A 13,836-nucleotide genomic window follows, 5' to 3' on the forward strand; every position below is an offset into this window, starting at 1 on the left:
ATGAAAGATAGCATTACTAAAAAAGCGGAAAGTATCCTTAAAGACGAACTTCTCTCTCAAACACCAGAAAATATAACCGATAACGTAAAAAATATACCTGCTCTGTCACGTAGTTGTGTCGTGGTCGGGGGAACGACCCTCGCAGTATTTTGTGCCGAACAAATTCAGGCGGCTGGGCATACGATACAAGCAATGCTGACTACCGATACCGTTCTGCAAACATGGGCTGCCCGGCAAGGGATAGTTTGTGTGAGTTCTGTTGAGGCATTACAAGCGCAAATTGCGCAACACCCTGTGGACTGGCTTTTCTCAATCGTTAACTCGATTATCTTGCCTATGTCGCTGATTGGGCAGATTCGCGGCGGTGCTTTTAATTATCACAATAGCCCACTACCACGTTATGCGGGCAGTCATGCAACTTCTTGGGCACTGTTAGCGCGGGAGATACATTATGCCGTTTCGTGGCATTGCATTGAGGAAGGAGTGGATACCGGTGATATCGCCGTACAATGGCCGGTATCTATTGAGGAGCACGATAATGCGTTTTCATTAAATCTGAAATGCTATCAGGCGGCTCAGGAAGGATTTATTAAACTGCTTCGGGATCTTGATCAGGGTGAGTTGGTGACTTATCCGCAAGATCTGACACAACGGAATTTTTATACTCAATCTCGTCGTCCCGATGGTGGGGGGTATCTGTGTTGGCAGCAGCCGGGTGAGGAACTTTCAGCTTTAGTACGGGCGTTAGATTTTGGCGAAAATTATTTAAATCCACTGGGTTGTCCGAAACTGTTACTGAAATGGGGTACAGTGCGGATTTCTTGGCTTCAATGGCTGAATCACTACTCTGAGGAAGCACCCGGTACGCTGATTGCGGTAGAAGAAGATGCCTGGCAGGTAGCAACCGGAAGCGAGGATGTTCGGATCGGAGGGTTTGCCACACTTGAGGGTAAATTACTGTCCGCCGGGGAACTTGCCGATATCTCAAAACTCCAGCCAGGTAAGCAGTTGCCTCTGCTCACCCCACAGCAGGCTCAAAATGTAAAAGATACCCTCCAGGCACTCGCGCCCAGTGAATCATTCTGGCGTGAGCGTCTTGCCTCTTTACTTCCACTGCAATTACCTTTCGAAACTGCCGGAAAGTCAACAACACCTAAATGGGAATTAAGTGCTTGGCAACCTCCGTTGTTAAAGAATGATGAAAAAGCCCCATTGCAAACGTTGTTACAAACATTTGCTATTTATCTTGCACGTTTAACTCATCAGACCGAATTCCAAATCGGTTGGTGTGTGGATAGAGTAAAAGATGAACCAGATATGTTGTCTGGTTTAGCACCAGTAGTGCCAATGACTGTTAAAGTAGAATTTGATCAGCCGTGGTATGCGGTAGCGAACTGGATGAATGATGAGCTTGCACGGCTGGCGCAGCATCGTACATTTTGCCGTGATCTCCTTTCTCGTTCTCCTTCGTTGTGTGCTATTCCGGCATTAACAACAAGCCGCCCGTGGCGGGTTGCTGTCTCTTTCATACCGGATGATAAACCGTGGGAGCGGAATGCGTTAGGTGAATTGCTGACACTCCAGATTAATGCTCAGGGTGGCTTTCGCTGGATCTACGACACGTGCCGCTTGAAAGCGGAAACGATTCATCGGATGAGTGAACATTTACAGGTGTTGGCATCATCGGCAGAAGAAAAGGATGGCATTCCCGTCTGGCAACTTAATTTGTTGCCTGAATCTGAACGCACGCTATTGCTGGAAACTTGGAATGCAACCCAGACACGATACCGGGACCAAACATGTATTCACCGGTTGTTTGAGCAACAGGCAGAGAAAACTCCAGACGCGATAGCGCTGGTGTATGAAGAGCTCATTCTCAGTTATGCCGAATTAAATACCCGTGCTAATCGGATGGCGCATCAACTGATTACGTTGGGAATCGCACCAGAGCAGCGGGTGGCAATTTGCGTCTCGAGTTCGCCAGCAAGGATAGTGGGGCTACTGGCAGTCCTGAAAGCCGGGGGCGCTTATGTACCGCTAGACCCGGCTTATCCGGGGGAACGTCTGATTCATATTTTAACCGATGCTACGCCAGCTATTGTGCTGGCGGATAATGCCGGATATGCCGCGTTAGGTGAAGAAGTGCTGGCGGCGTTAACTGTACTGGATCCGAACATCCTGCCTGATCAGCCGGATAGCAACCCGCAAGTATCGGCATTAACCCCACGCCATCTGGCGTATGTGATTTATACCTCCGGTTCTACCGGCATACCAAAAGGCGTGATGGTCGAACATCGTGGGCTGGTTAACCTTATTCAGGAAAAAATCGTTCAGTTTGATATTCATTCAGGTAGCCGGATGTTGCAGTTTGCCTCATTTGGCTTTGATGCCAGCGTCTGGGAAACCATGATGGCATTATGCAGTGGGGCCACTTTGGCGATCCCTGCCGATACGGTTCGTCAGGAACCCCGTTATCTCTGGCATTATCTGGAAGAACAGGCGATAACTCACGCCTGTCTGACACCCGCCCTGCTCCGGGAGGGGACCGATTTACCGAAAATGATGATAAGACCGACGTTGATACTCGGTGGGGAAGCACCCAGTGCAACGTTGCTTCAAGTACTAAGTCGTTGGGCAACGGTGTTTAATGCCTATGGCCCGACAGAAATCACAGTGTGTGCGGCCACTTGGCGTTGTCCGTCAGACTACACTGAGGGCATCATTGCTATTGGGCGTCCGACAGCGAACACACAGGTTTATTTGCTGAATACTGACGGCCAGCCGGTGCCGTTAGGCGCGGTTGGAGAGATCTATATTGGCGGCGTGGGGGTGGCGAGAGGCTATCTCAACCGCCCTGATTTGACGGCGGAACGTTTTCTGGCAGATCCGTTTAGCGATAAGCCGGATGCCCGCCTGTACCGTACTGGGGATTTGGCCCGTTATCTGCCGGATGGCAATCTGGAATTCTTGGGCCGTAATGACCAACAGGTGAAAATCCGTGGTTTCCGCATTGAACCGGGAGAAATCGAAGCCCGATTGTTGGAACATCCAGCGGTGAGCGAAGCGCTGGTGCTGGCTTTGGGGAACGGTCAGGATAAACGGTTGGTAGCTTATGTGGCGGCAGAAGAGGATGACCGGCTGGTTAACAGCTTGCGTGCCTATCTGAGCGCCATTTTGCCGGATTATATGGTGCCGGCGGCTTTTGTACGTCTGGATACCTTCCCGTTGACGCCGAACGGAAAATTGGATCGCCGGGCGCTACCTGTGCCGGGGGAAAATGCCTTCGCTCGGCAGGTTTATGCAGCACCACAAGGGGAGACAGAAACTCTGTTAGCTGCCATTTGGAGCGAGTTGTTAGGTATTGAACAGGTCAGCCGACACGACAGTTTCTTTGCCCTAGGCGGTCATTCGTTGCTGGCGGTGCGGATGGTTGAACGTCTGCGTAATGAGGGGTTAACGCTGGCGGTGCGTGATTTATTCCAATCCCCAGAGTTATCTGAATTTGCCCAAACAGTAGGGCAATCAGCGGCGGCGGTGGTGCCAGCGCATGTCATGACCCCGGCAACCACGGCGCTTACCCCCGAAATGTTGCCGTTGACTGATCTCACTCAGTCTGAGATTGACCATATCATTGCGCAAATACCGGGTGGGGTTGCCAATATTCAGGATATTTATGGTTTGTCACCATTGCAGGATGGCATTTTGTTCCACCATCTGCTGGCGAATAAAGGTGACCCGTATCTGTTTGTTAGCCAGATGACCTTTGCTGACCGCGCTCTGTTGGACAGCTATTTAGTGGCAGTGCAACAGGTGGTTAATCGCCATGATATTCTGCGTACCGCCTTTGTTTGGCAAGGATTATCCGCGCCGGTACAAGTGGTTTGGCGTCAGGCGCAATTGTCAGTCACCGAACTGACATTAGACCCGATTGATGGACCGGTCCGTGACCAGTTAGCTCAATATTTTTCCCCACATCACCATCGCCTCGATTTGAACCAAGCACCCTTGTTGCACTTTGCGGTAGCGCAGGAGGACGATGGCCGCTGGAGCGTACTGCAATTGCTGCATCATCTGATTGGCGACCATACGACGCTGGAAGTGATGAACGGCGAAATTCAGGCTTACCTTGCTGGACAGGAAGAGAATTTGCCTGTGCCGATCCCTTTCCGCAATCTGGTGGCTCAGGCTCGGTTGGGGGTGAGTCAGGCTGAACATACCCGCTTCTTTACTAATATGTTGGCGGAGGTGGATCAACCGACGCTGCCATTCGGGTTGACGGAGGTACATCGGGATGGTTCACAGGTGACGGAGTCACACCGGATGTTACCCGCTACGTTGAATGACCGCCTGCGTAGTCAGGCCCGGCGTCTGGGCGTCAGTTTGGCGACTTTGTGCCATTTAGCCTGGGCGCAGGTGCTGTCACGTACCAGCGGACAGGCGAAAGTGGTGTTCGGCACCGTATTGTTTGGACGAATGCAGGCTGGACAAGGCGCTGACAGCGGTATGGGATTGTTTATCAATACTTTGCCGTTGCGGCTGGATATAAATGATACCTCAGTACAGGACAGTGTACAGGCTGCGCATACCCGGCTGGCGGAATTGCTGGCTCATGAACATGCGTCACTGGCATTGGCCCAGCGTTGCAGTGGGGTGCCAAGGGAAATTCCGCTCTTCAGTGCTTTGCTGAACTATCGACATAACGAACAACTGACGATTTCAAATAAAGTGGTGCCGGGTATTGAATTTCTTGGCGCACAGGAGCGAACTAACTATCCGTTTGTGCTGTGCGTGGAGGACGGTGGTGCTAGTTTAGGATTAACTGCTCAAGTGGTACAGCCGTTTGAGTCGGAACGAGTATGTGGTTATATGCAACAGGCGCTGGAAAGTCTGGCAACGGCGCTTGAACAACGACCGGAGACACCGGTACAGGCATTGAATATCTTGCCGGCAGCGGAAAAAAAGTTGCTGCTGACAACCTGGAATGCAACCGAAACGTCATATCCAGACCACTGTTGTATTCACCGACTGTTTGAGCAATGGGCAGAGAAAAGTCCCGATGCCACAGCACTGGTGTATGAAGAACATACCCTCAGCTATGCCGAGCTTAATGCCCGCGCTAACCGGCTGGCGCATCAACTGATAGCGTTGGGAGTCGAACCGGACCAACGAGTGGCGGTTTGCGTGTCACGTTCACCGGCAATGGTGGTGGGAGTATTAGCAGTGCTGAAAGCCGGGGGGGCCTACGTGCCGTTAGATCCGGTCTATACCGGTGAGCGTCTGGCATATATCCTGACCGATGCGGCCCCCGCTATTGTACTGGCGGATAACATCGGGCGGGATGCGCTGGGAGAGGACGCGCTGGCAGGGTTGACGGTACTTGACCCGAACAGTCCGCCTGATCAGCCGGACAGTAACCCACAAGTGCCGGCATTGACGGCGCAGCATCTGGCGTATGTGATTTACACCTCGGGTTCGACCGGCACGCCGAAAGGGGTGATGGTGGAACATCGTCATATCCTGCGTTTGTTCGACGCCACTGAATCCTGGTATCACTTCAACCGGCAAGATATTTGGTGCCTGTTTCATTCCATTGCGTTTGACTTCTCGGTATGGGAATTATGGGGAGCCTTACGCTACGGCGCTAAACTGGTGCTGGTCCCGCACGCGATTGTCCGTTCACCCCAGGAGTTGCATCAATTCGTGTGTCAGCATGGTATCACCGTGTTGAATCAGACCCCCAGCGCTTTCAAAGCCTTGATTGCCAGTTATATCGCCAATCCGTTACCGGACTGCTTGCGCTATATCATCTTTGGCGGAGAAGCACTCGATCCGAGTATTCTGAAGCCGTGGTATGCCCTGCGTGAAGAGACATTGCCTCAGTTGGTGAATATGTACGGTATCACGGAGACCACCGTTCACGTCACTTACCGGGCACTGGGTCGCCATGATGTAGAACAGACCACAAGTCCTATTGGCACGCGGATCTCGGACTTAACCCTCTATCTGCTGGATAAATATGGTCAGCCAGTACCGTTAGGCGCCGTAGGTGAGTTATATATTGGCGGTGCTGGTGTGGCACGGGGTTATCTCAATCGCCCTGAGCTGACCGTGGAACGTTTCCTGACAGACGCATTTAGTCATATTCCTGATGCCCGGATGTACCGCACTGGGGATTTGGCCCGCTACCTGCCAGACGGCAATCTGGAGTTCCTGGGCCGTAATGACCAGCAGGTGAAAATCCGCGGTTTCCGCATTGAGCCGGGGGAAATAGAAGCCCGATTGCTGGAACACCCGGCGGTGAGTGAAACGGTCGTGCTGGCGCTGGATGATGGTCAGGACAAACGGCTGGTGGCTTATGTCGTGGCAGAAGCAGATCCAGCATTGGTTAACCATCTGCATACTCACTTAAGTATGGTGTTACCGGATTATATGGTACCGGCCGCTTTTGTGCGTCTGGATGCGTTTCCGTTGACGCCAAACGGCAAACTGGACCGGCGGGCATTACCAGCTCCAGGGGAAGAAGATTTTGCCCGGCAGATTTACGCTGCGCCGTCAGGGGAGATGGAAATCACATTGGCGGCTATCTGGCGTGAATTACTGGGCGTTGAGCGGATTAGCCGGTATGACAACTTTTTCGCCTTAGGCGGCCATTCACTGTTGGCGGTGCGGATGATGAACCGGATAGCCGCGTTAGGGATTGAATTACCGCTGTCCACGCTGTTTACATTCCCGTCTTTGATGGCCTTTGCTGAAGCGATGCGTACCCGGTTTGATGAGTCTGGCGAGATATTGCCCGCCATCGTTCCACTATCCCGTAAAGACCCATTACCGTTGTCATTTGCGCAACAGCGTCTGTGGTTCCTGGCCCAACTTAACGGGGAGAGTGAGACCTATCATATTCCGTTGGCTCTGCGTTTGCGTGGTCGACTAGATATCGCCGCCTGGCAACAGGCGCTTGATACGCTATTTGCCCGCCATGAAGCATTGCGCTCTGTTTTTGTTGTTGTTGACGGCCAGCCACAGGTGGAGTTATTACCAGCGGCATCCGGCTTGCCGATGAGAAAATATGATCTGCGTGACACGCTTGATGTGGATGCGCAGCTTGCCTCTCTCTCTGCTCAGGAAGCCAGTGCGCCGTTTGATCTTGCCCGTGGCCCCTTAATTCGTTCCAGCTTGATACAACTGACTAATGATGATCACGTTTTCTTGCTGACCCAGCATCATATTGTTTCCGATGGTTGGTCTTTAGGGATACTAAAATCAGAACTGGAGGCGCTTTATTCGGCTCACTTGAACCAACAGCCGGATCCGTTGCCAACGTTGACCATTCAGTATCCTGATTACGCCGCCTGGCAGCGTCAATGGCTGTCGGCTGAACGCATACAGTCCCAATCTGATTATTGGCGTTCGAGACTAGTTGATGCACCGGTTCTACTGGATTTGCCGACCGACCGGCCGCGTCCACCTCAGCAGTCGTTTGCTGGGGCCTTATTGCCCATTAATCTGGATAAAAAGTTAACCCAATCCCTTAAGCGCCTGAGTGAGCAACAGGGCGTCACGTTATTTATGACCCTGTTAGCGGCTTGGACGGCAGTTCTGTCACGTCTATCAGGTCAAGAAGATCTGGTTATCGGTACGCCAAGTGCCGGTCGCGGTCGACAGGAAGTGGAATCTCTGATTGGCTTCTTTGTGAACACACTGGCGTTGCGTATGGATTTATCCGGTGTGCCGAATGTAGCGGAATTGCTGGCGCGTGTACGACAAACCGCACTAGCGGCACAGGAACATCAGGACCTACCATTTGAGCAAGTGGTGGAAATCGTGCAACCGCAGCGCCGACTGGCACATACCCCGCTGTTCCAGGTGATGTTTGCCTGGCAGAACAATGAGAACACGGAATGGCAGTTGCCGGGACTGGCGGTTTCACCAGCCGAGCAAGCTTTTGATGTGGTTAAGTTCGATCTTGAGCTGAATTTGTTTGAAGTGGAAGGGCAGATTGTCGGTTATCTGAATTATGCCACCGCTCTATTTGATCAACCGACCATTGAGCGGCAGGTGGGCTATCTCCATACCGTACTACGAGAGATGGCGGCTAACCCTCAACAGCCGGTTGGGAAAATCGATATCCTGACCGTGGCGGAACGTAAGTTGTTATTGGAAACTTGGAACGCGACCGAAACATCGTATCCAGATCATGGTTGTATTCACCGATTGTTTGAGCAACAGGCAGAGAAAAACCCGGATGCCACGGCTCTGGTGTATGCGGAGCAGGTTTTCAGTTATGCCGAATTAAATGCCCGTGCTAATCGGCTGGCGCATCAACTGATTACCTCGGGAGTCGTACTAGAGCAGCGGGTAGCAATCTGTGTCGCCAGTTCGCCGGCACGGATAGTGGGGCTGCTGGCAGTACTGAAAGCCGGAGGAGCCTATGTACCGTTAGACCCGGCTTATCCGGGGGAACGTCTGATTCATATTTTAACTGATGCTGCGCCGACTATTGTGCTAGCGGATGTTGCTGGACGTACCGCGTTAGGCGAAAAAGTGTTAGCGGCGTTAACTGTACTGGATCCGAATTCATTGCCCGACCAACCGGACAGCAACCCGCAAGTATCGGCATTAACCCCACGCCATCTGGCGTATGTGATTTACACCTCCGGTTCAACCGGCATACCAAAAGGCGTGATGGTCGAACATCGTGGGCTGGTTAATCTTATTCAGGAAAAAATCGTTCAGTTTGATATCCAGCCGGGTAGCCGGATGTTGCAGTTTGCCTCATTTGGCTTCGATGCCAGCGTATGGGAAACCATGATGGCATTGTGCAGTGGGGCCATTTTGGCGATCCCTGCCGATACGGTTCGTCAGGAACCCCGTTATCTCTGGCATTATCTGGAAGAGCAAGCGATAACTCACGCCTGCCTGACCCCGGCCCTGCTCCGGGAAGGAACCGATTTACCGGAGATGACGATAAGACCGACGCTGATACTCGGTGGTGAAGCGCCCAGCGCAACGCTGCTTCAGGCACTGAGTCGTCGAGCAACGGTGTTTAATGCTTATGGCCCGACGGAAATCACGGTGTGTGCGGCCGCCTGGCGTTGTCCGTCAGACTACACTGAGGGCATTATTGCTATTGGGCGTCCGACAGCAAACACACAGGTTTATTTGCTGAATACTGACAGCCAGCTAGTGCCGTTAGGCACGGTTGGAGAGCTCTATATTGGCGGCGTGGGAGTGGCGCGAGGCTATCTCAACCGACCTGATTTGACGGCGGAACGTTTTCTGGCAGATCCATTTAGCGATAAGCCGGATGCCCGCCTGTACCGCACCGGAGATTTGGCCCGCTACCTGCCGGATGGCAATCTGGAATTCTTGGGCCGTAATGACCAGCAGGTGAAAATCCGCGGTTTCCGTATTGAACCGGGGGAAATCGAAGCCCGGTTGATGGAATACCCGACAGTGAGCGAAGCACTGGTGCTAGCTCTGGGCGACGATCAGGATAAACGGTTGGTGGCTTATGTAGCGGCAGAAGCGGATAAGGAGTTAGTTAACCATCTGCGTGCTCATTTAAGTGCCATTTTGCCGGATTATATGGTGCCGGCAGCGTTTGTACGTCTGGATACCTTCCCGTTGACGCCAAACGGCAAATTGGATCGCCGAGCATTGCCAGCACCGAAGGTGGAAGCCTTTGCCCGACAGGTTTACGCAGAGCCGCAAGGGGAGACAGAAACTCTGCTAGCCGCTATTTGGAGCGAGTTGTTGGGTATTGAACAAATCAGTCGGCACGACAGTTTCTTTGCTCTGGGCGGTCATTCACTGTTGGCGGTGCGGATGGTTGAACGTCTGCGTAACGCGGGGCTAACGCTGGCGGTACGTGATTTATTCCAATCCCCGGTATTGTCCGCATTTGCCCAGACAGTAGGACAGTCACAGGCGGTGGTAGTGCCGGCGAATGTCATTACCCTAGCGACCACGGCACTCACCCCCGAGATGTTGCCGTTGATTGATCTGACTCAATCAGAAATTGACCATATCATTACACAAGTACCGGGTGGGATGGCCAATATTCAGGATATCTATGCCCTGTCACCGTTGCAGGACGGTATTCTGTTCCACCATCTACTGGCGAATAAAGGTGACCCGTATTTATTGGTCAGCCAGATGACTTTTGCTGACCGTGCCCTGTTAGACAACTATTTAGTAGCAATGCAACAGGTGATTAACCGCCATGATATTTTGCGTACCGCTTTTATCTGGCAAGGGTTATCCGCGCCGGTACAAGTAGTTTGGCGTCAGGCGCAATTGTCAGTCACTGAACTGACACTAGACCCGGTTGATGTACCGGTCCGTGATCAGTTAGCCCAACATTTTGACCCACGTCAGTATCGACTCGACTTGAGCCAAGCTCCCTTACTGCATTTTGCGGTGGCGCAGGAGGACGATGGCCGCTGGAGCGTACTGCAATTGCTGCATCATCTGATTGGCGACCATACGACACTGGAAGTGATGAATGGCGAGGTTCAGGCTTATCTTGCTGGACAGGAAGATAACTTGCCTGCACCGGTCCATTTCCGCAATTTGGTGGCTCAGGCCCGGTTGGGGGTAAGTCAGGCCGAACATACCCGCTTCTTTATTGATATGCTGGCTGAAGTGGACGAACCAACGTTGCCGTTCGGGTTGACGGAGGTACATCGGGACGGCTCTCAGGTGACGGAATCGCACCGGATGCTACCTGCTACGTTGAATGGCCGCTTGCGCAGTCAGGCCCGGCGTCTGGACGTCAGTTTGGCGACTTTGTGCCATTTGGCTTGGGCGCAGGTGTTGTCACGTACCAGCGGACAGGCGAAAGTGGTGTTCGGTACTGTGCTGTTTGGGCGGATGCAGGCCGGGCAAGGCGCTGACAGCGGCATGGGGCTGTTTATCAATACCTTGCCGTTACGGCTGGATATGGATGATACCCCGGTGCAAGACAGTGTACGGTTAGCCCATACCCGGTTAGCCGGATTGCTGGCGCATGAACATGCATCACTGGCACTGGCTCAGCGTTGCAGTGGGGTGTCAGGGGAAACGCCTCTGTTTAGCGCATTACTGAACTACCGGCATAGTGCGCAGCCGGTTACCAAGGATGCCATCGTCAGCGGTATTGAAATCCTTAGCGGTCAAGAGCGTACGAACTATCCGTTTGTCTTGTCGGTGGAAGATTTTGGTCATGCTTTGGGATTGACGGCGCAAATCGTTCAACCGATTGATCCGGAGCGAATATGTAGTTATATGCAACAGGCGTTGGAAAGTCTGGCAGAAGCGCTTGAACAGCAGCCAGAGACACCGGTACAGGCATTGAATATCTTGCCGGCAGCGGAAAAAAGGTTGTTGCTGGAGACTTGGAATGCGACTCAGGCGCCGTATCCTGACCAGAATTGTATTCACCAGCTATTTGAACAACAGGCAGAAAAGACGCCTGATGCGATAGCGCTGATGTATGGAAAACACATTCTCAACTATACCGAATTAAATGCTCGCGCCAATCGGCTGGCTCACTGGTTAATTGGGCAGGGCGTCCAGCCGGATGACCGTGTCGCTGTGCAGTTAGAACGTTCTGTTGAATTGGTGGTGGCTCAGTTGGCTATCCTCAAGGCTGGGGCCATTTATGTGCCGATCGATCCCCGGGTGCCGGATGAGCGGCAGCATTGGCTGATAAACGACTGTGCAGCCAAATTGTTGCTTACGGATATCCCGGTTGAACTAGCCGATGAAATGGGCGCTATCCGTGAGGAGGATTACCGCAACCCTGGCTTACCTCGCTCCAGCACCGAGTTAGCGTATATTATGTACACCTCTGGTTCTACCGGTACACCCAAAGGAGTCTTGGTGCCGCATCGTGCTGTGGTCCGGCTGGTTATTAATAATGGCTATGCTGAAATCGGACCGGATGATCGGGTTGCTTTTACGGCTAACCCCGCTTTCGATGCCAGCACGTTTGAAATCTGGGCGCCATTACTTAACGGTGGCGCTCTGGTGGTGATTGACCGCGCCACGTTATTGACGCCCCCGGAATTAGTACGAGTTTTACAGGCTTACCGCATCACGGTTCTGTGGTTGACTATCGGGTTGTTTAACCGGCTGGCGGCAGAGTTATTTCCGGTTCTTCCTCAGATTAAGATCCTGATTTTCGGAGGAGATATACCCGATTTACATGTGATTGCTCAAGTTCTTGGTAATCATCCGCCACAGCAATTATTACAGGCCTATGGTCCGAGTGAGGGAACAACCTTTACCACGATATACCCTATCAAGGAGTTAGTGCAGGGAGTGAACCGGATCCCCATTGGCCGACCAATCGCTAATACACGTGTTTATCTGCTAGATTCTTATGGTCAGCCGGTCCCATTGGGGGTGACCGGGGAGATTTATGTGGGTGGGGATGGGGTTGCCCGTGGTTATCTTAATCGTCCCGCATTGACGGCTGAACGTTTTCTGGCTGATCCGTTTAGTGATCAATCGGATGCTTGCATGTACCGCACCGGGGATTTAGCCCGCTACCTGCCGGACGGTAATCTGGAATTCCTGGGCCGTAATGACCAGCAGGTGAAAATCCGCGGTTTCCGCATTGAGCCGGGGGAAATTGAGGCCCGGCTGATGGAACACCCGACGATGAATGAAGCGGTTGTACAGGTGACGGGTGATGAGCAGGACAAACGGTTGGTAGCTTATGTGGTGGCAGAAGCAGACGAGGAATTGGTTAACCGTCTGCGTACTCACTTAAGTACGGTTTTACCTGATTATATGGTACCGGCCGCTTTTGTGCGTCTGGATGCTTTCCCACTGACGCCGAACGGTAAGCTGGACCGTCGGGCGCTACCGGCACCGGGGGAAGAGGATTTTGCCCGGCAAATTTACGCTGCGCCGTCAGGGGAGATGGAAATCACATTGGCGGCTATCTGGCGTGAATTACTGGGTGTCGAGCGGATTAGCCGATATGACAACTTTTTCGCACTGGGCGGACATTCGCTATTGGCGGTGCGAATGATAAATCGGATAGCGGCATTAGGGATTGAATTACCGCTGTCCACGTTGTTTACATTCCCGTCTTTGATGGCCTTTGCTGAAGTGATGCGTACTAGGTTTGATGAGTCAGACGAAGCATTGCCCGCTATCGTCCCGCTATCCCGCGAAGGCCAATTGCCGTTGTCATTTGCGCAACAGCGTCTGTGGTTCCTGACCCAGTTTGAGGGGGTGAGTGAGACCTATCATATTCCGTTGGCCTTACGTTTACATGGCCGACTGGATATCGTTGCCTGGCAACAGGCGCTTGATACCCTATTTGCCCGCCATGAAGCGTTGCGCTCTGTTTTTGTTGCTGTTGACGGCCAACCACAGGTGGAATTGTTACCGGCGGCATTAGGCCTGCCGATGAGAAAATATGATCTGCGTGACACGCCTGATATAGAGGCGCAGCTTGCCTCTCTCTCCGCTCAGGAAACCGGTACGCCGTTTGATCTTACCCGTGGCCCCTTAATTCGTTCCGCTCTGGCACAATTGGCTAATGATGAACACGTTTTCCTGCTGACCCAGCATCATATTATTTTCGATGGCTGGTCTGTCAGCGTGTTGATGCGTGAATTGAATACCCTTTATACCGCTTTTCAGGCGGGGCAGTCAGATCCGTTACCACCGTTGACAATTCAGTATCCTGATTATGCCGCCTGGCAGCGCCAATGGCTGTCGGCTGAACGCATACAATCCCAATCTGATTATTGGCGTGCGAGACTGGCTGACGCGCCAGTTTTACTGGATTTGCCGACTGACCGGCTACGTCCGCCTCAGCAGTCGTTTGCCGGGGCC

1 protein-coding gene (only partly in view) is annotated in these 13,836 nt (G+C 52.6%); it reads left to right on the forward strand.

Going from position 1 to position 13,836, the window contains the following annotated elements; genetic code table 11:
• Positions 1 to 13,836, forward strand: partial view of a non-ribosomal peptide synthase/polyketide synthase gene (locus tag OO184_RS00040; RefSeq protein ID WP_283256176.1) — the start only. It continues 35,220 nt past the right edge of the window; only the first 13,836 of its 49,056 coding nucleotides appear in the window; its start codon is at positions 1 to 3; the stop codon falls past the right edge of the window.

This window comes from Photorhabdus aballayi (assembly GCF_026153155.1).
Lineage (GTDB): Bacteria > Pseudomonadota > Gammaproteobacteria > Enterobacterales > Enterobacteriaceae > Photorhabdus > Photorhabdus luminescens.